The organism is Ruegeria sp. CDSB113 (assembly GCF_059611045.1).
Genome location: NZ_JBXWOU010000022.1, coordinates 1 through 19,071 on the forward strand (window position 1 = coordinate 1; position 19,071 = coordinate 19,071).

Genomic DNA, 19,071 nt, shown 5'->3' on the forward strand with positions numbered 1-19,071 from the left:
TTTCCTAGCAGTCGTTGACAACTGCACTTTGGCACATTCGATGCCGGTGGAGCAGGAGCCACCCACCTCATCCGGTTAGGGCCGCCTTGAACGGGCTCGACGGCTCACGTTGGGCCGATGCTGCGCTGCATCCGAGATCGGCTATGAGCCCAGATTGACTAATGCTGCGCTTCGCACAAATGTCTTTTGTGGATGAACCCAGTAAAGCCTGGATCAAATATGATATTGTTCATCTTTATAGAAGCGACCAATTGTCGGGCATTTTATGCACGGTTCTACGTGGCCGACCCAGTAGCAGGTTTAATAATTGATCATGCCTGTAAAGGTAAGAACTAGGTCGGAGGAGAGTCTCACCTAGGAATTTCACACAATGCGGACGAAGTACACTTCCAGCACTTGATATTCAAACCGTCAACTCAGTTGACATAAAGCAATTCCATCCATATATGCCTAGTGTAAGACATTCTTCGGAGGAAGCTCCATGAAGTGGCGAACACTGATCGAAAACCAGATCCACAAAGCACAAGCCGGAGGGCAGTTGGAAAACCTGAAAGGTGAGGGGAAGCCTTTGCCACAGCGCGACGCCGGTAACATCGTTTCAGCTGGTTTCGGGATCATGGCAGAAGCGGGTGTATTGCCAAACGAAATCGTTTTGAAGAAAGCAGTGGAGGAGCAACGGAAAGTATATCAAGAAACCACGGATCTTACTGCAAGGAAAATAGAAATGTGCAAATTGGCAGACTTGCAGATGCGCCTGTCCATCGAACAAGAAGCCCGTCAAAAAATTCTACAAAACGACGTAACCGGCGGGAACCTGGATCGTATTGGATCCAAAATAACATGAGACTGTCATATAAAGCCCATATGACCCCAGAGATAGAACGCAGGCCAGGTAATATCCAGATGAATTCAGCAGACCTCGGGTTTTCGTTCAAACAATCCAAGAACGGCGACGTGTCCATAACTCACAATGGCAAGTGGGCGGCGACGCTCCGAAAAGAAAAGGCTGAGTGGTTTCTTGAGGACATGAGCAACCTGAACTTCGAGGGTCAGCAACAGGAAATGGCTCGCTTGACAGGAAACTACCGGAGGGGAAATGAGCGAACCGCCAAGCAGCATCCACGCAATCGATAGCGCGTTTGTGGCGCTGCATTTGAATATCGACCCCACCGAGTTCACCGGGTCGGCATGAAAACCATTAAGCCTGTCAATTGATGAAAAAGCTCATGTCTCGCATACTTGCCTCATTGTTGGTTGCAGGGGCTATTTCTGTTGCAGCGTCCTGGTTCATCAATATGCCTTCCAAGGAAATGTTGGGAACCTGGGTTGCTCCTGACTACGGCCAAGTATTGCGCATTACGAGACTGCGTGCTGAAGTGTATAGAACAACAGCTGTCAGTTGCTTTCGAGAGTATGCCTTTCCAGCGCATTTGGGTCTGGTGAAACTTATGGCAGGCGCCTCAATAGAGCGTCGAAATGACATGCTGGAACTTAGCGTTGATGGCGTCGTAGAGCCAATCCGACACACTCGTTCCGAGTTTCCCTCTGAATGTGCCGAACCTGATCATACCGAACGTGGCGCGATCCATACATTTGGCGTCTTTTGGTCTGCGATGGATGAGCATTATCCATTTTTTGATCTTCACAATGTTGACTGGGACACACGCAGGGAACTGGCACCCTCATCTGATGACCTCAGTGAAGTTGAGCTTTCTTTTCTGCTCAAGCATGCGACGCTTGGCCTCGATGATGGGCACGTTCAGTTATCGATGGGGGATCAGGGGTATTTTTCGCCAGAGGAAGATCCGAGCTGGCTGAAAGCCAATCCATCGCTGACCCGCAAGCTCCTCTGGCAGACCGCTTTGAGCCAGGCAGAGCTTCCAGTTCAAGGCCTGGAGGGTTTCTCAATCCGCTACGGTATGCGCTCCGATGGCATTGGATACATCGCGATCAAGGAAATGGAAGTGCAGAAGCCTATTGGGCAATCGTCACACGAAGCCGCATCTAGAGCGTTCCAGCAATTTGTAATGGACCTTCAGGATGCCAAGGGGATTGTTGTCGATGTGCGCTATAACCCTGGTGGTTCAGACAGCGTAGCGGTGGCGATTGCAGAGTATTTCCTGCAAACCCCGGTAACCGCATTCAGTAAGAGATCGTGGCAACAGGAAGGGTTTTCCGAACCATTTCAAGTTACAGTTCAACCAACTGAAGGCCCCAATTTGGTGCAACCTGTTGTTGTTTTGATAAGCGAGATGACAGGGAGCGCTGCTGAGATATTCACACTGATCATGCGAGAGCGGCCGGAAACCACGATCATGGGGACAAGATCGTCTGGCGGATTGTCCGATGTGCTGGAGTTTACGCTGCCGAACGGTTGGTTGCTTGGGCTGTCCCACCAGGAATACATATCCGCTCAAGGCGAAGCGTTTGAGGGTATCGGCATCCCACCCGATATTTTCGTTGAATTTGATGCTGATGGAATAATCGCAGGCACAGACGCTTTGGTTGAGACGGCAGTGCACCTTTTAGGATCGAACTAGCGTGTTTGGTAATTTGCGATATGGCTACATCGCTCTGTTCGGCGACCACCGCTCTTACGGGAAGGATAATGTTTGAATTCAACCAACCCAGCTATCGAGCATGCCCGTCTTCGACATTTTTGATCCGTTTCGAATTCTTGCTATTGAGAGCATCGGCGATGCGCGCAAGGCCGGAGTATATTGCTCCACCCAATACGCAAGCACTGACAATAAGTCCGGAAAATAGAATAATCGAACTTGGTTCCACAGCGAAATTCCTTCAGGCCGCGAGTATCGCACTTGCATTGCCGGTGGCCGGCCAGAGGGGATGCCTGCAAAAGAATGATCTCCATTGCAGGCGCCCAAATCTAAATTGATATCGGTCTCGAAGATCCTAATAGGTTCAAGATTAGAATTGATATGACACACCGAGAAGGAGCGTGGTTACGTCTACATCTACGTCCGCACCCGATGACTCAAAATCAAAGCTGTCGCGGAGAAGTTCTGCGTTAAGAACAATACTCTCTGTTGCTTTGTAGCCCACACCAAGCCCGTAAGTCACACCGCTTTCGTTCTTGCCATCAAGATCAATGTTCGAGTAGCCCAGAACACCATAGAACATGGCTGCGCCCACGCCGTATCCCGCTTTGAGTTTCAAGCGCGTCGTGTCCATGTCTTTTGAGGGGCCAAATGCAGAAAACTCAGCGGTGCTATAACTAAGTTCGCTCCCGATGATCCAGTTATTGGCCAGGCTATAGTTGTAGCCGAGTTGCAACCCGTAGACGGCTGAATGGTCACTTAACTTGGCTGAGCCACTTGAAAGGTCACCGTCGGCAGCGCCAAAATGAATGCCCGCGTATACCCCGGCCCAATCGTCATCTGCCGTCGCGATACTGGGCGCGATCATCACAGCTACGACCGATGCGATCATTACTGATGTATTTCTCATGTCTTCCTCTTTCTTGTCTTGGCACGACGTGTCGTCGTGCGCTTTTGGTGGTCAAAATGTTTGTGAGTGTTGTTGGCGCAAGCGCCCTTAGGACTGGCCCAGCTTCAGGCAACACTGATCTGTAACGGGTCGAAACCCGCAAGAATGCAGCACCATTTCTGCATAGTTGAACTGGAGTTATATTGCCTGGACTTAGCTGAAGTGGCTTTTACTCTAGAGCCCTATCTTCGTTGCATCTTGTCAAAGCAGCGACATCGCCCTGCTCAATCAAATGCAGGTTTTTTGCGATCTTCTCCGGAGTCCAATACCACCAGGCGATCTCGAGGAGCTTGGAAATTTCCGGCGGTTCAAACCGCATCCGAATGACCTTTGCCGGGTTTCCAGCAACGACTGCAAAGTCTGGTATTTTGCCACGAACCACTGCTCTTGCAGCAACGATCACACCACATCCAAGTTCTGCACCGGGCATCAACACGGCTTCTCTGCCTATCCAGCAATCGTGACCAATTTTAGTGTCTCGACCTCTTGGCAAAGAATCCCGATAGCCTCCGATCATTTCGCGATCAAAGACGGCGAATGGAAATGTTGAGATACCTGCCATTGGGTGATTGGCGGTCGCCGTTATGAATTGCACACCCTGAGCAATTTGACAGAAGCGGCCAATACTCAACCTCTCAGGCGCTCCTGGGAACAGATAAGGCGCTAGGGTTTCAGCATAGTCGTCCGGCAGGCTGCGATCATTGTAGTATGTCCAGTCACCGATTTCGATATTAGGGTGATCAATGACCTCCGACAAAAACACTGTCGCAGGATCATGAGTGCCATCCGGAAACACAAGTGGGTTCCGGGATCTTGGATCTGGGAGTTTCACAGGCATATCATCAGGCATCAGTTGGTTCCGCCGCTGGAGTTTTGGGGCCGTATCGGGTAAATAGGTCGCCAGAATGAAGATGTCAACTGAGTTGACGAATAACTTAAAGGATGCCTGCAAATGGCTACCGACACCGAAAATATGTCGCCTGCTGAGATGCTGTACGCCGGGATACAGTTGACCAGACCCTTGTTGCGTAACATCACAGCACGCGTCGAAGCGGACTTGGATGGCACAGGCATTGGTGTCGGAGAACGTGCCATTCTCGAAGTTTTGTTATCGGCGCAAAAAGCAACGGCGCCTGAAATAACCCAAATCTTGCAGGTGAAGCGACAACTGGTTGGGCGACTCCTTAAAGATCTTGTTGACCGAAAACTTCTAAAAGTCCTTCCAAACCCTCAGCACCGGACTTCGAACTTCTATTGCCTCACAGAACAGAGCAAAGCGGTAATCGAAGGGATACGCGCGACCGAGATGGCTCGTATGACGCAGTTTGTTGAACGTTTCACGGATGAGCAAATCCGCGCCTACTTTGTCGTTCAGAGCACAATCAACGACGTCATGATCTCAGGCTATGCCGAAAACGACGCTCCAGATTGACCTGATCCAACAGATGCCAAGACTAAACATTTGGCAACGGCGAATTTTCACGATGCAGTTTTCGGATTGAATTCCGGGCAACTCTCGGATGAAGTTGCTATGCAGTGTTATCGCTGATGAGTGTGTAAGTTTGCGCCGGAAAAACAAGGCAGTTCCGTCCAAAATTTCGAGTAAAGCTGTCAACGCTCATCAGGGTGACTTCCAGGACATGTTTCTCCGTCCTGCCGCCAATTTATAGGCATTCGGTACGGCGCGAAGTGCGTTCGTCATTTCCGACCACACGTTTAGAGATATTGGAGTGTTCACGCGTAGGGCAGATGATCAGACGCACAGGTTGTTGTATTGACGTAATCAGTGCGACCAAAGGCCCACCTGCGGAAATCACAAACTTAAGCCTGCTATTATCAATTCGGCGCATGATTGCGGGGATGCAGTCGCTGTGTTGATAGACAGATCATAAATCATACCTTCATGTACGCGCTCGAATTGCCATCTGGATAACCCGATCTTTCGGTCTCCGCGATTTCGTTCCCTTTCCTCAAGGGCTTCCAGCGGTGCAAAAACCCCAACCATGTAAAAATCATATGGATCCAGTAAGGTCCGGTATTCAGACACAGCGTCCGCTGACCCGGACTCCGTATCTCCAAACAGCACCTCGTCAACGATCAGGTTGTTCCCGACACTTGCCATCGCGGCAACTGACCGACGCATTCCGGATAGTGCACGCTTAGCAATGGGCCCGGTTTTGGCAAAGGTTGTCACCCTCCCGGCCTCGACCCTCTCTTCAAAGCTCAACCCGTCTGGATGGCCCTCAAGCCGACTTGGCAGCATCGCTAGGAATGCATCCATTTCAACATGCAAAAACGCTTGCGTGGATATGTTCTGAAGTGCTTTTGCAATGGAGCTTTTACCAACGCTCCCAACGCCATTCAGAAGAATTACTGTCGCCATGGGTCTCGTGCCTGTCTGGTCAATTTATGAGCTACATCAATTGGACGAAGGAAGCAGTGGAGGCTGAGTTGCCATTGTAACGTCTACCGCTTCCGGCCAACCGAAATTCGTTGTCCCGTCAGGTAGGCCCAAAACTCTGTCGAGTGTGAGAAACTGCATGTCGATTGCCGCCTGCAATTTATCTGCGGCATGATCGGCTGTGTCAGATCCCCGTGCATCAATCGCGCGCAACAGCGCGAGATCAATAAAGGTGCTTAGGAACAAAATGAGTTCTGCGGCAGTATCAACATCTGCAACAGTAAACGTGCCCTCATCACAGCCTTTCTGAATGATCCCGGTCAGGACGGGCATAGCACCGGTTCTGACCCTGCGCTTGAACTGTTCAAGCAGAACCATGTTTTTGTCCTGATTCATGACCCGGAAAAATTCAACCTGACCAGGGTAGTCATGTTCACGTAAGTAGTTGGCTCGCAGGTGGATAAAGCTGTGCAACAGGTCGAGCGCAGAGGAGGTCTCATCAGAAGCAACAACAGCCATCTGCGAAAAGACACCCTCAGCCATTCCGTCCAATACGCCAAACAACAACTCGTCCTTTGATTTGAAGTGATGATAAAACCCGCCCTTTGAGACGCTCGCCATATCAAGCACATCTTGTATGGTGGTATCCTCGAAGCCTTTGGAAAAGAACAACATCTGCGCGCACCCCAGAAGCTGAGCACGCCGTTCTTCGGGGGGCAAATTCTTTCGCTTCGTAGATTTCATGCACTTTCCTCTTGCAAACCGACCGGCGGTCTGCAAATACAGACCCGTGGTCGGTTTGTACCCCGACTCACCTGGCAGAGCAATGTAATTCACCTGCCAACCCGAATTTAACGATGCGTTTACGCAGCCAAACTCCGCAAGCGGTAGTGCTTTGCGGACCCGGTTGAGTTGCGCGCACGATGCAGGATCGAATGTCATGAATGCTCTTGTCTGTGGAATTACTTCGCCATCCGAGTTGCGTCGAATGTCTCGCCTGGCGGGTATTCGCGAACTGCTCGGGATTCTGATCACAAACTGCTTGAAGCAGAAGCCCCCAATGCAACGCACAATTCAATCAGGATATGGAAAGGCCATGAAAAAACCCCATAAATCAATAAGGCCGAAGAACCCAGTCTCTTTTGAAGCAGGTCGAGTTCGATGGTTAGCAATGCAACGCATTGCGACCTCCAGTCAGTTTGTGCGTTCAGTGTTCGCCGCGCTCATCTTTGGTGCCGCTCTGAGCGGATGCGCAGCCAACATGGCAGCGACTGGCAGAGATGGCCCTGACCTGAGCGTCGTTAGCCAGGAGGCCACCCGGTTCAATGTAGAACGCCAGTTGGGCTCACCTGATGAATTGCAGCAACAAGCCAATGGAGACTGGGTGGCCGTGTATGATGTTGAGCCCAGGACAAAACCGAACCTTGTCCGTGCGGCAGGCCACGGAACACTGGATCTTTTTACCTTTGGGCTTTGGGAAGTAGTTGGTGGCCCGCTAGAGGTGGCACATGCGCGCCGGGTGCTGGTCACTGCCCGATATGACCAATCAGGGAAACTGCTTCAAATGACCAGCAAGCCTAAACCCATCCTCTAATCCAAGTTCTGGATCACGGCTGGACGGAAACTCGAAAACACTAATTCCAATACCCCCACTAACGGAAAATCACTCCCGCTGGCGCATCATGCATGCCCAGCGTCCAGATTGTCTTTCCGTACAATCAAGAGAACGGACCTTTTAAATGAAGACAATCACGATGATCACACTGGCAGCCATGATGCCGAATTTGTCCTTGGCAAATGAAAGCTGGACCGGTTTCAATGCGGGCTTGCAGCTATCCACAATCGATGTCTCCGAGGGCAACAACGACAATGGAAATGCAGCTCTGGGTCTCCATGCCGGTTACCTTCACGATTTTGACGGCTACGTAATTGGCGGTGAACTTACTTATGACGCGGGCGCTGAGGTTGAGTCCGGAGGGAAGGCCGAGAAAGTCGATACTGTACGCCTGAAGTTCAAAGGTGGGCATGTATTTGGCCGGACATACCTCTATGGCGTGATTGGCTATGCAAACATTGATGGCGGATCCAAGAACGAAGACGGCTATTCCGCCGGTGTTGGCCTGACGTATCGCGCGACGGACAGGGTTCTGGTTGGTCTTGAATACCTGCGAGACACATATGACACGTCGGGTGATGATATCACTGCTGACTCTGTTGCGCTTCGGGTGTCCTACAAGTTCTAGCCGAAGCCTTTCGAGATTTCGAAAATGACGGGGGACTTCAAACGGTTCCCCATTTTTCTACCACCTTCAAATTCCGACGAGGCGCCAGGTGACTAAAGTATCAACTCTAAAGAATGAGCGGCTACACCTAGGACCACTAAAAGTGAAAGCTTGGCTCGGTTATCTTTCTTTTGTGGTCCCGAAACGTCCAGCGTTTATGGGCGGTCCTGTTTCCCCGCGTTTGCCCAAACATGGCGAGCTGGCATTCCTATCTAATCACGTGCGTCGCGATGTTGGCCTCCCAGAATATCACGAGCGCGAGCCCAATCTCTACCTGAGGTATTGAGTTCAGGTCGCAACAGATTTGAGACGCAACCACAATGCTTTAATTCAAAGGATAGCGAACAATGTACTCATTCAAACGTCAACGCCGTCTCTTACTACTGACATTCTGTGCTGCCATCGTTGCTGGATGGTCTTTTGCCCAGGATCGTCAAGAAGTTACCGTGACGCGCAGCGGTGAAGATGTTGCAGCCAAAGAGTGTTTCGGAAGCTTCGTTTCACAGGAAATAATTGTTCTTGGCGGGATTGAGCAAACGATACTTATTCGCACTTGTGATTTGTCCCAACCGGTCCTGCTGTTTTTGCACGGGGGTCCGGGTGGTGCCGTGATGCCCTGGGTCGATCTGTTCCACACGCCCTTGCTGGAAGAAAGCTTTGTCGTTGTCCACTGGGATCAACGCGGAGCCGGAAGTTCATTCAACGAAGATCTCACGGTAGAAGACATCACGCCATCCAATTTGGTGGTGGATACGCTTCAACTCACCAACCTCCTACGCGACCGCTTTGGGCAAGAAAAAATATTCCTGACCGGCCAGTCCTGGGGCAGCGCGCTAGGGTTCATGACTATCGCAGAGGATAGTTCCCCCTATCACGCGTTCATCCCAACGTCAGAGCGTGTCGCGTGGGTACGCAGTATGAACATGGGTTTTGAGTGGGCAATGGTTCAGGTCGAAGTTCGCGGCGATGTTGAAACTCAGCAGAAACTCAAGGCGATTGAACCTTTCGATGCACTTGATGAAGCAGATCTCACCGTTCAGCGCGAAGTTTTGGCAGAATATGGAGCTGGAGACTTTCACACCGAAGGGCTATGGGATCGCTATCTCTCCTATGTGCTAGAAGGGCGGAGCCCCTACTACACTGACGCACAGGTTAAGAACTATCTCCGCGGTCTTGAGCTATCGAGCACAGCAATTGAACAGCCCGAGATCGTTGGTGCATACGACCTCTTCACCTCGCACCCGGTCCTGGATCTACCGGTCCACTTTATAACCGGAGCAGAAGACCAGAACACGCCAGCCGATCTGGCACAGGAATATTACGAACACCTGAAGGCTCCAGCGAAGAGTTTTACCCGTATCGACGGCGCTGCCCATATGGTGATGTACGACCAACCCAATGCCTGGGCTGAAGCCCTGGTTCAAATAAGAAACCAGACGCCTACCAACTGACGAGCGGCCCAGCGTCGTCATACACTTCAATCAATCCTACCCCTCCTATTTTCGGAGAGGTGGATCCAGGAGTTGCAAAGATGGACATAGCTCGATTTTCAGAACGCCTTATGGGCATGAAGGACGAGGTTTGGCTGCGACATGCAAACCCTTGGTCCGTTTGGACCCGTGTGTTGACACCCCTGCCTCTTCTGGCGTTTGCAATCTGGAGCAGAGCATGGATTGATTATTGGGCGTGGCTTGCGGTCGGCATCGTTCTTGTCTGGATATGGATCAACCCACGCGCTTTTTCGCGGCCGGAGTCTTTCGACAGTTGGTCCGCACAGGGTGTTCTTGGCGAGCGTGTCTGGCTGCGGCACCGCGACAAAGTTGCGGAACATCATAAGCGCGTCGCAAATACGGTCGCCATTGCCAGCGGCGTTGGTCTATTGCCATTTGCATATGGTCTGTGGGCATTCGACTTAGGTTTCACGTGCCTCGGCATAGTAGTGATCTCGGGCGGCAAGATGTGGTTTGTGGACCGCATGACCTGGGTTTGGAGCGACTTCCTGCGCAACGGTGGAACTTTAGATGATCTGACGGTTGGCAGTTGATCTGTGGCGCCACATTTAAACCACTCGGGAATACGATCATGAAGAAAGTAGTGTTTTGCCACGGTATGCCTGGCAGCCCATCAGATGCGGAGCTACTAAGTAAGGCCAATCCTGGTATTGAAGCCATTGCTCTGAATTTGCTGAACTTTAATCCGAAGGCCATCGACGCAGATCTTTGTGATGCCATAGATGCAGCGTTGGGGGAAACCGACGGCGAGTGTGTGCATGTGGTTGGCTTTTCCATCGGCGCCATGGCGGCAATAAAAGTTGCGGCGTCCAGGCCAAACCTGGTTGGCCGACTAACATTGATATCGCCCGCTGCCCCACTTTTCATAGGTGATTTTCTACCCAAGATGGCGGGAAAACCTGTTTTTGAGTTGGCCATGAAGCGTCCAAGGATACTCCGGTTTCTGACGCGTCTTCAAAGTTTGCTGACCCGGTTTTTTCCAAAAACTATGGTCAAAGTATTGTTCGCAAAGTGCGGCCCTGCGGAAAGAGTTCTTTTAGAAGACGAGACCTTCGTCAGCGTTGTGAAAAAGGCGCTATCGGAGAGCTTCGTACAGAGGCCAGCGGCCTATCTTGCATTTATCAGCGCCTATGTCGCGGATTGGAGCGAAACTATGTCAGCGGTGCAGTGCGACGTCGTCCTTTGGCACGGGACTAATGACACTTGGTCGCCGGTTGAAATGTCTCACTCGCTAAAGGGTGTGTTTGGTGAAAAAGCCACAATAAACTTGGTTCAAGGCGCTGAACACTATTCAACCCTAGTACAAGCTGAACTGTAGTTCACACTCAAGATTGACGCTTTTGGAGTTGTACAGATTCTGGATAATATACTGATTTCGTTTAGAATAGAAACTCGAAGGAAGAGGCGTCTTTGGCTCGGTCACCTCGGCTGGAGGCAGTCGGATGTTCGACCGGATTCATCAAGAAAATGCATGCGGCATCGCCCCGAAATTCGACATATGAAATTCATATGCGGCAAGATCCGTTGTTTCGGTCAATCGATGGCTAGTGGGTCTGGACAGACTTTGTTCGAACTTGGCGGACTTCTACAGAGATTTAGTATCAACCACATCCATAATGCGGAGGGAGATATCATGGGTTATCAAGATTGACGTGGGTGCGGAAACCCAGGAAGTTCTGAGTTCCTAGTACCACAAATGAGTACGTTAAGTGGTACGGTAAGGATCAATCTCAACAGACTTCCCCCAAGAGAACTTTCTGAGCGAACAGGTTACACACATGATTATCGAAGTTCGTCGCTACACACTAAAACCCGGACGTCGCGAGGAGTTTATCGAGTTCTTTGAGCAGGAGAACCGTGTTGCACTGCGCGACGCCGGGATGCTGGTCTTTGGCCCTCTGCGGGATCTGGACAATCCTGACAAAGTCCACTGGATGCGGGCATTCTTGTCGCTCGGGGAGCGAGACAGGATCAAAGATAGTTTCTACAAAGGACCGGTATGGAATGAGCACATCGAGCCCTTGGTAATGCCCTTAATCCTCCATTTCGAGGCGGATGTGACCGAAACAACAAACGGGTTTGAGAGTTTCGGGGGTGGCGTATCTCTCTGAATTCCGGGGCCCACAATCCGAAGGGCTCACAGAAGAGAACAAGACACGCTCCGCAACACCGATTGTTGCCACTGGCGTGTACGCGGTGAGTGGCGATAAACCGAAACAGACCGTGATCGCATGGCAAAATTACGTCGCCAATACACACCCAACTAACCGGAAGCGAAGACGGCATTAGATTTCGAATGCAAGTCGCCGCTGTCCCGCAGTTCGTGAGTTCGACAGGCCTCCTTTCTCGCTAGTGCAGCGAATGGCAGCAAAGCGGGCGCTACCGCAGCATTTCGGTTGGCTGCTGGATGTCGGCTCTGGGCCGTTCACAAACTTCTCGATTTAGATGTAGAATTTGAGATATTCCCTGCCAAATCGACCTGAAGACGTCGAAGCACGCAATCAGCATGCCGCCTTACATAGCCTCCAACGTGTGGGTGAGGCCGTTTCGGATGTGATCTTCCAACAGTTTCTTGGCCGTATCGGCGTCTCTGGCCAACGCGGCATCGAACATGCCCTTGTGCTCTTTGACGGCCTCTTCGCCGCGATAGGTCAGCACGAGCATCTGATAGCGCAGGTATTTGTCGTAGATGATCGAGTGCAGAGACAGAAGGTTCCTGGAGTTGCAGGCCGCGATCATCGCTTGGTGAAACTCCCAATCATATCGTTTCCAGGTTTCTTTCTCGGACTCGTCGCCCTTGAGAAGCTGCTGTTCCATCAGGTGAAGTTTGTGGTGTGCGGCAACGAGGTTGCCTTCCCAGTCCGTGTCGCCATTCGCAATGGACAACTCCAACGCGTGGCATTCCAACAGAACGCGCAGCTCTGAAATCTCGGTCAGGTCTTCTCGTGAAACTGGCGTAACCAAGAATCCTCGTTGCTCGGGAGCTTCGACAAATCCGTCGCTGGCAAGCCTGTTCAAGGTTTCACGAAGTGTCGAAAGGCTTGCCGAATAGCGTTCCTTCAGGGCGTCCAGCTTCAGTTTGGAACCGGGCTGCAACTCCCCGAAGATGATATCCCGCTTGATGCGCTGATAGGTGCTTGCACCTATCGTAGACGGCTGTTTCGCCATGCGTTTCACCCGATATTATCAGTTTCCTCGTTCAATTAGCATTTTTCAGAGACATCAGCAATCCAAACTGATGTATGGTAAAAATAAAAATATCATACATTATTGCGGAATCGCGAAAACCCCAATACGGTCGTGGCCAAGTTGGGCAAAACAGCCCGATCGCAATCATCGGTTTCGGGATTTTCCGGACCCTCCGGAAGGAAGCAAAGTGTCTAAGAATTTTCGCATTGCCATTGTCGGCATTGGTCTTGTTGGACGCCGCCACGCAGACGCTATCCGAGCGTTGCGCCATGTTGATCTCGTCGCGGTGGTCGACCCCGGCGATGAAGGTCGTGCCTACGCCGTTGAGCACGGGGTCGCATGTTACGAGACCCTCGAGAAAATGTTTGCAAATCAGACGCCGGACGGAGCTGTTCTTGCGACCCCGACCACGCTTCATGTCGAACAAGGCCTCACGTGTGTTCGACATGGTTGTCCCGTTCTTGTCGAGAAACCGATCGCCGTAGAAGCCACCGCTGCGCTTGAGCTTGTTCAAGCAGCGGAGAAGGCCAATGTGCCACTGATGGTCGGACATCATCGTCGACACAATCCTCTGATCCGGTCGGCTAAGGAAGCCATTGCCGATGGGAAGATTGGAGATGTGCGCGCTGTCCATGCGAATTGCTGGTTCTATAAACCAGACGAGTATTTTGATGCTGCGCCTTGGAGAAAGAAACCCGGTGCAGGGCCCATCTCGGTAAATCTTGTCCACGATGTGGATCTGCTGCGGTACCTGGCCGGAGAAGTCATGACCGTACAGGCTCAGTCGGCTGCATCGCAGCGGGGTTACGACAACGAAGATGTTGCCGGTGCTCTATTGACGTTCGAAAGCGGAGCGATAGGGACCATAAGTGTGTCCGACAGCATCGTTGCTCCATGGAGCTGGGAGATGACGTCTCAAGAATATCCAATCTATCCCTCAATCACTGAGAGTAGCTACATGATAGGTGGCTCTCATGGTTCGTTGTCCGTTCCCGATCTTCGATTGTGGAGTTACCAGAGTGAGCAAAGGGACTGGTGGACACCTATTTCATCGACCGCGCTGAAGAAGGGTGCGTCTGACCCTCTGGTCAATCAGCTCAGGCACTTTGTTGAAGTAGCTCGGCACGAAGCAGTGCCGATTGTGTCTGGATGGGAAGGGTTCAGAACGCTTCAAGTTATTGAAGCTATTCAGAATTCTTGCAGAACTGGCGAGACTGTCAGGATAAGAAACCTTCAGGAAACGCAGCAACAGAGATTGCAGGTAATGAAAAATATCTGATATTTTGCAAAACATCTTGCAAAATGTCCAAAATAGGTCAAAACTCTGAATCGCAAAAAAGAAGCATCATGATGTCTCAGGGAGGAGCAAAGTGATTACCAAACTTACCCGCCGGGCTGCTGTATCAGCCCTGGTCGCAACCGGTGTTCTGTTTAGCGCAACAAGTGGTGCGCTGGCAGAAGACAAAGTACAACTACGCCTCGCAACATCAGGATCGGAGACCGATCAGCGTTCGGTCGCAATGGCCGAGGTTTTCGCGCCCATGGTCGCCGATTTCGCAAGCTATGAACCCAGCTATAACGGTACCATCTTCGCTCAGGGCACCGAGTTGGACGCCCTCAGCCGAGGCAACTTGGAAATGTCGATCACTTCGGCGCAGGAACTGGCACAGTTCTTCCCCGAGTTTTCGATCTTTACCGCAGGCTACGTGCATCAGGACGCGGCGCATCAGGTGGCCGTTTTCAACGACCCCTTGATGGATGCCTTCAAGCAAAAGGCCGAAGAGGAACTGGGCGTCAAACTCCTGTCAGTCATGTATCTCGGCCGACGTCAGGTGAACCTGCGCCAGCCAAAGGATGAGCTGACAATTGCGACGCCCGCCGATCTGGAAGGTGTAAACCTGCGGATGCCGGGCACCGATGCGTGGCAGTTCCTTGGCAAGGCACTGGGTGCTGCCCCGACACCAATGGCATTCTCTGAAGTCTATACGGCATTGTCGACCGGTGCCGTTGACGGTCAGGACAATCCGCTGCCGACCGTGGTTGATGCCAAATTCTACGAAGTGACCAATCAGATCGTACTGACATCGCACTTGGTTGATTTGAACTATATCGCCATTGGCAAACAGGTTTGGGATGGGCTGACCCCCGAACAGCAGGCCAAGGTGCAGGAGGCTGCTGACGCAGCCGCTGAATCGGGTCGCCAGAAGCAGCTGCAAAAAGAAGAAGATCTGGTCAGTTTCCTCAAAGAACAGGGCATGGAAATCTACGAACCCGACCTCGCCGCGTTCCGCGATCAGGTACAATCGATGTACCTGGACAGCGAATTTGCGGGCGCTTGGCCGGAAGGCGTGCTCGAGCAGATCAACACTCTGGGCAACTAAATCTGAGTAGCGAAGGGAGGGAGAACCACAATGAAAGCCTTCATCAAGGGGTTCTCCCGACTGACCGAAGCGATTGCCGGCGGGATGCTGGCGGCAATCTTCCTGATATTCCTTTTACAAATCCTGCTGCGGTATTTCTTTACCCCCGCAGGATGGACGCTTGAACTTATCGGCATTCTGTGGGTCTGGGTGATCTTCTTCAGTTGCGCTTTCATAGTGCGTGAACGTGATCACGTGAAGTTCGACATCATCTACCTTTCCGTGCCGATGCGCGTGCGGCAGGTCTTTGCGATGCTGGCGGCCGCAGCGATCGTGGTCGGTATGCTCTACAGCTTCCTTCCGACGTGGGACTACATCGATTGGATGAAAATTCGCAAGACATCGACTGTCCGCAATCCGTTTTCCGGCGAGAAGATACCTTTGCGCACAGTATTCTCGATTTATGCGGTATTCATGTTGGTCGTCGCAGCGCGCTACGCGTGGCTATTCTTCGACGTCATGCGCAATGGCCCCCCAAAGACAGAGTTGGAACTGGTTGTTGGGTACAACGTGGTTGACGACCATCCCCGTGTCGACGTCGAAGAGGACGAGGAAGTTAAGAAATGAGTTTTGAACTTCTTTCCTGCCTGCTCGCTCTCTTTCTTCTGGCAGGCATCGGGACACCTATCGGCTATTCCATCCTTTTGGCCTCATTGGTGTATCTGGGCACAGCCGGACTGGACGTCGCACTCGCAGGCGAGAAGATCCTGCAAGGCTTCTACAAAAGCACGATCCTGCTTGCCGTGCCTTTGTTCATCGTCGCAGCGAATATAATGAACGCGGGGTCGATCACCGACCGCTTGCTGAACTTCTGCGTCGCCGCGGTCGGGCGGTTCAAGGGCGGCCTCGGGCACGTCAACGTGGTAGCGTCTCTGATCTTTTCGGGCATGTCCGGTTCGGCTGTCGCGGATGCTGCGGGGATCGGCAAGATCATTATTGAGATGATGACTAAGGACGGTCGCTATAGCCGTGGCTATGCAGCAGCGATCACCGCCGCCTCGGCCACAATCGGTCCGATCATTCCGCCCTCGATCCCGATGGTCCTATATGCGCTTGTCTCAAAAGCCTCCATCGGGTCCCTGTTCCTGGCAGGTATTCTGCCGGGTCTGATCATGGGCGTCGTCCTGATGGCGATGAACTACTATCTGGCTGGAAAGCGGAACTTTGCATTGGAAGAACCTGTTCCGCTGCGTGAATTGCCTGCAAAAACAGCCAACGCGTTCCCGGCACTGCTGATGCCCGCAATCCTGCTGTACGGCATATATGGCGGCGTCACCACTCCGACCGAAGCCGCCGCAGTTGCTGCATTCTACGCCCTGCTACTGGCAGCGTTGTTCTACCGCGCACTGACCTTCCGTGGTCTTTATCAAGTGTTCGTCGACAGCGCGCGCTCTTCCGCCGCCGTGGGAGTGGTCATTGGTGGCGCGTTCATTCTGAACTTCATCGTCATTCAGGAACAGATTCCACAGTCGATATCGGCACTGCTGGAGGGTTCGGATGTTAGCCCGATTGTTTTCCTGATCCTGGTTAACCTGCTGATCCTTGCGCTGGGTTGTGTGTTGGACGCAACAACGATCATTCTGGTGATCGTGCCCCTGTTCATTCCAACCTGCGAAGCGCTTGGGATTGATCTGGTGCATTTCGGAGTGCTGGTCGTCGTGAACTCGATGATCGGCCTGATCACGCCGCCCTATGGCATTCTACTCTTTGTGATCAACGCCGTGACGGACATTCCGCTGCGCGAAATCATCTCCGAAATCTGGGCCTTCCTCGCGGTCCTCATCTTCGCCCTGGTGATAATGATGCTGATGCCGGATCTGGTCCTGTGGTTGCCGCGTATGTTTGGATATCAGGGATAATGTGCCTCTCGGTTTCGACAACGTCGATCCCTGGTGATCTGGCCGAAAAACTGAGTGCTATCGCTGACGCGGGATTCACGGGTGTCGAATTACACGAACCGGATTTGACCGCTTTTGACGGGCCGCCATCGCAAATTCGGAACATTGCATCAGATCTCGGCCTGAAGATTTGCCTGCTACAACCCTTCCATAACCTTGAAGGCCAGGCCGACGCCGGACGGGAGCGCGCCTTTGATCGGCTGAAGCGCAAACTCGACCTGATGAGCGAGTTGGGAACGGAATTACTGCTAATCGGGTCTGCCTTCGAGGTCGATGCCGCTGCGACTGAAGAACAGGTAATCGCAGATCTTGGCGAGGCGGCCCAGATCGCGAAAGAGATGGGATTGCGTCTGGCCTATATGGGCTTGCCATGGTCGGATCTTATTCACTCGGATGAGCAGGCGTTAGGCGTCGTTGAAGCCATCGACAGCCCTCATTTGGGGTTGGCCTTGAATTCCTTCTTCTCGCTTGCCGACGGGTCCAAACCAGCCCGCCTTCGGGACATTCCCGGAGAGCGGCTGTTCCATGTGCAACTGTCCGATGCACCCCGGCTTGAGATGGATATACGTCGGCTCAAGCGGCACTTCGGGCTTTTGCCAGGGCTTGGGTCGCTGAACCTCGCGGGCTTCGTGCGGGTGTTGTCCCGCGCCGGGTACAAGGGGTCTTGGTCCATTGCGCGCGTCAACGAAGCAGCTCCTCAACCCGGTGGCCGAACACTGGCCCGAGACAGCTACAGGTCGCTGGTGAACCTCCTGGATGAGGTATCCCGGACCGAGCCGGGAACCGATTTCGGCATCCCGGACCTGCCGGAACGAGTCTATGCGTCAGGCTTTGAGTTCGTCGAATTTACAGCTGATGAAGTAAGCGGCGCGCAACTGGCAGATATGCTGTCAGCAATGTGTTTTCGAATGGAGCGAAAGCACGTCACCAAGTCCGTCGAGTTGTGGCGGCAGGGCGCGATAAACATCGTTGTGAATACCGAAAAGGAAGGTTTTGCCCATTCGGCGTTCCTGGGCCACGGCCCCTCGGTTTGTGACATGGGGTTGCGCGTCAGGGATGCGGATCAAACGGTTCAGCGCGCGACTGCGTTGGGCGCGCCGAATTTCTCACAGCCAGTGGGAACAGGGGAACTGGACATCCCGGCCATCCGAGGCGTCGGTGGCAATGTTGTCCATTTCATCGACGAGAAATCCGATCTGCACCGAGTCTGGGACATCGAGTTCGAGCCGGTTGCGAAAACCAAAGCGACCCAACCAACCGGTCTTCGCCGTATCGACCATCTGGCACAGACGATGCGTCATGATGAGATGCAAAGCTGGCTGCTCTACTACATTTCGACTTTTGAGATGGCAAAATCCCCGATCGTGAACGTCGCCGACCCGTCCGGTGTCGTGCAAAGCCAGGCTATCGAAAGTCCCGAGGGCGAAGTGCGCCTGAACCTGAACGGAGCCGTTGGGCGCCGAACACTGGCTGCGTCATTCCTTGAAGATGGCTTTGGGGCTGGTGTTCAGCACATCGCCTTCCAGTCCGACGATATTTTTGAAACCTCAGCCCAATTGCTCAAATCCGGCTTTCCCAGCCTGTCCATCCCAGAAAACTACTACGCTGATCTGCAAGCGACTTTCGGATTGGATGACGATTTGATCGCCAAACTGCGCCGAGGCAACATTCTCTACGATCGGGCAACGGGTTCCGAGTATTTTCAGATATACAGCCGCCCCATCTTTAACGGCTTCTTCTTCGAAATTGTTGAACGCCGCATGGGCTATACCGGTTATGGCGCGCGCAACGCGCCCATTCGCCTCGCCGCGCAAAGCAAAACCCAGACGCTCAACGAGGTGCAGACTCAATGATTGTGCTGGG

The 19,071-nt window shown here is 52.5% G+C and carries 19 protein-coding genes; 14 read left to right on the forward strand and 5 right to left on the reverse strand.

What is annotated here, in order from left to right:
• The first annotated feature begins 481 nt into the window (after nucleotides 1–481).
• Together AC2FIS_RS22430 and AC2FIS_RS22435 are read left to right on the forward strand one after the other, a co-directional pair.
• On the forward strand, nucleotides 482–844 hold the full coding sequence (locus AC2FIS_RS22430; protein WP_496775517.1) for a DnaJ family domain-containing protein: 363 nt from the start codon (nucleotides 482–484) through the stop codon (nucleotides 842–844).
• A 370-nt stretch (nucleotides 845–1,214) separates the two neighbouring features.
• Nucleotides 1,215–2,540, forward strand: coding sequence for a S41 family peptidase (locus AC2FIS_RS22435; protein WP_496775518.1), 1,326 nt, complete (start codon nucleotides 1,215–1,217; stop codon nucleotides 2,538–2,540).
• Nucleotides 2,541–2,928: 388 nt separating this feature from the next.
• Here the strand turns inward: AC2FIS_RS22435 and AC2FIS_RS22440 are convergent, their stop codons facing one another.
• Both AC2FIS_RS22440 and AC2FIS_RS22445 read right to left on the reverse strand, forming a co-directional pair.
• Nucleotides 2,929–3,468: an outer membrane protein gene (locus tag AC2FIS_RS22440; protein ID WP_496725281.1), complete on the reverse strand. Its 540-nt coding sequence runs from the start codon at nucleotides 3,466–3,468 to the stop codon at nucleotides 2,929–2,931.
• Nucleotides 3,469–3,676: 208 nt separating this feature from the next.
• Complete coding sequence (locus AC2FIS_RS22445) at nucleotides 3,677–4,345, reverse strand: CatB-related O-acetyltransferase (RefSeq protein ID WP_496775534.1); 669 nt, start codon at nucleotides 4,343–4,345, stop codon at nucleotides 3,677–3,679.
• Between the two features lie 114 nt (nucleotides 4,346–4,459).
• On the opposite strand from AC2FIS_RS22445, the gene AC2FIS_RS22450 reads away from it, so the two are divergent.
• Nucleotides 4,460–4,939 carry a MarR family winged helix-turn-helix transcriptional regulator gene (locus AC2FIS_RS22450; protein ID WP_496775519.1) on the forward strand — a complete coding sequence of 160 codons (480 nt, stop codon included), beginning with the start codon at nucleotides 4,460–4,462 and terminating at the stop codon, nucleotides 4,937–4,939.
• Nucleotides 4,940–5,320: 381 nt separating this feature from the next.
• On the opposite strand, the gene AC2FIS_RS22455 is transcribed toward AC2FIS_RS22450, so the two are convergent.
• A complete protein-coding gene (locus AC2FIS_RS22455; protein WP_496775520.1) occupies nucleotides 5,321–5,890 on the reverse strand; it encodes a chloramphenicol phosphotransferase CPT family protein in 570 nt (189 codons plus the stop codon).
• Between the two features lie 36 nt (nucleotides 5,891–5,926).
• A complete protein-coding gene (locus tag AC2FIS_RS22460; RefSeq protein WP_496775521.1) occupies nucleotides 5,927–6,850 on the reverse strand; it encodes a TetR/AcrR family transcriptional regulator in 924 nt (307 codons plus the stop codon).
• Here AC2FIS_RS22460 and AC2FIS_RS22465 point away from each other — a divergent pair.
• The 6 genes from AC2FIS_RS22465 (at nucleotide 6,849) to AC2FIS_RS22490 (ending at nucleotide 11,812) form a co-directional block, all read left to right on the forward strand.
• A complete protein-coding gene (locus AC2FIS_RS22465; protein ID WP_496775522.1) occupies nucleotides 6,849–7,502 on the forward strand; it encodes a hypothetical protein in 654 nt (217 codons plus the stop codon). The genes AC2FIS_RS22460 and AC2FIS_RS22465 overlap by 2 nt on opposite strands.
• A gap of 145 nt (nucleotides 7,503–7,647) precedes the next feature.
• Nucleotides 7,648–8,151, forward strand: coding sequence for an outer membrane protein (locus AC2FIS_RS22470; RefSeq protein ID WP_299989520.1), 504 nt, complete (start codon nucleotides 7,648–7,650; stop codon nucleotides 8,149–8,151).
• 386 nt (nucleotides 8,152–8,537) lie between these two features.
• On the forward strand, nucleotides 8,538–9,641 hold the full coding sequence (locus AC2FIS_RS22475; protein WP_496775523.1) for an alpha/beta fold hydrolase: 1,104 nt from the start codon (nucleotides 8,538–8,540) through the stop codon (nucleotides 9,639–9,641).
• Nucleotides 9,642–9,721: 80 nt separating this feature from the next.
• Nucleotides 9,722–10,234 carry a DUF6653 family protein gene (locus tag AC2FIS_RS22480; RefSeq protein WP_299989526.1) on the forward strand — a complete coding sequence of 171 codons (513 nt, stop codon included), beginning with the start codon at nucleotides 9,722–9,724 and terminating at the stop codon, nucleotides 10,232–10,234.
• A gap of 38 nt (nucleotides 10,235–10,272) precedes the next feature.
• The gene (locus tag AC2FIS_RS22485; protein WP_299989529.1) at nucleotides 10,273–11,019 is read left to right on the forward strand and encodes an alpha/beta hydrolase; all 747 of its coding nucleotides are present in this window, start codon (nucleotides 10,273–10,275) and stop codon (nucleotides 11,017–11,019) included.
• Between the two features lie 460 nt (nucleotides 11,020–11,479).
• The gene (locus tag AC2FIS_RS22490) at nucleotides 11,480–11,812 is read left to right on the forward strand and encodes an antibiotic biosynthesis monooxygenase (protein WP_496775524.1); all 333 of its coding nucleotides are present in this window, start codon (nucleotides 11,480–11,482) and stop codon (nucleotides 11,810–11,812) included.
• A 403-nt stretch (nucleotides 11,813–12,215) separates the two neighbouring features.
• Here AC2FIS_RS22490 and AC2FIS_RS22495 read toward each other — a convergent pair whose 3' ends face one another.
• Nucleotides 12,216–12,869: a GntR family transcriptional regulator gene (locus AC2FIS_RS22495; RefSeq protein ID WP_496775525.1), complete on the reverse strand. Its 654-nt coding sequence runs from the start codon at nucleotides 12,867–12,869 to the stop codon at nucleotides 12,216–12,218.
• Between AC2FIS_RS22495 and AC2FIS_RS22500 the strand changes: the two genes are divergently transcribed.
• From AC2FIS_RS22500 to AC2FIS_RS22520, 5 genes are all read left to right on the forward strand, one after another.
• The gene (locus AC2FIS_RS22500; RefSeq protein WP_496775526.1) at nucleotides 12,868–14,169 is read left to right on the forward strand and encodes a Gfo/Idh/MocA family protein; all 1,302 of its coding nucleotides are present in this window, start codon (nucleotides 12,868–12,870) and stop codon (nucleotides 14,167–14,169) included. The genes AC2FIS_RS22495 and AC2FIS_RS22500 overlap by 2 nt on opposite strands.
• A 91-nt stretch (nucleotides 14,170–14,260) precedes the next feature.
• Nucleotides 14,261–15,271 (forward strand): sialic acid TRAP transporter substrate-binding protein SiaP, encoded by a 1,011-nt coding sequence (locus AC2FIS_RS22505; protein ID WP_282118917.1) that lies wholly within the window; start codon nucleotides 14,261–14,263, stop codon nucleotides 15,269–15,271.
• 30 nt (nucleotides 15,272–15,301) lie between these two features.
• Nucleotides 15,302–15,877, forward strand: coding sequence for a TRAP transporter small permease (locus AC2FIS_RS22510; protein ID WP_170460347.1), 576 nt, complete (start codon nucleotides 15,302–15,304; stop codon nucleotides 15,875–15,877).
• On the forward strand, nucleotides 15,874–17,169 hold the full coding sequence (locus tag AC2FIS_RS22515) for a TRAP transporter large permease (protein ID WP_170328647.1): 1,296 nt from the start codon (nucleotides 15,874–15,876) through the stop codon (nucleotides 17,167–17,169). Before AC2FIS_RS22510 ends, AC2FIS_RS22515 begins: the two co-directional genes overlap by 4 nt.
• The gene (locus AC2FIS_RS22520; RefSeq protein WP_496775527.1) at nucleotides 17,169–19,061 is read left to right on the forward strand and encodes a bifunctional sugar phosphate isomerase/epimerase/4-hydroxyphenylpyruvate dioxygenase family protein; all 1,893 of its coding nucleotides are present in this window, start codon (nucleotides 17,169–17,171) and stop codon (nucleotides 19,059–19,061) included. The genes AC2FIS_RS22515 and AC2FIS_RS22520 overlap by 1 nt, the downstream gene beginning before the upstream one ends.
• Nucleotides 19,062–19,071 lie beyond the last annotated feature (10 nt).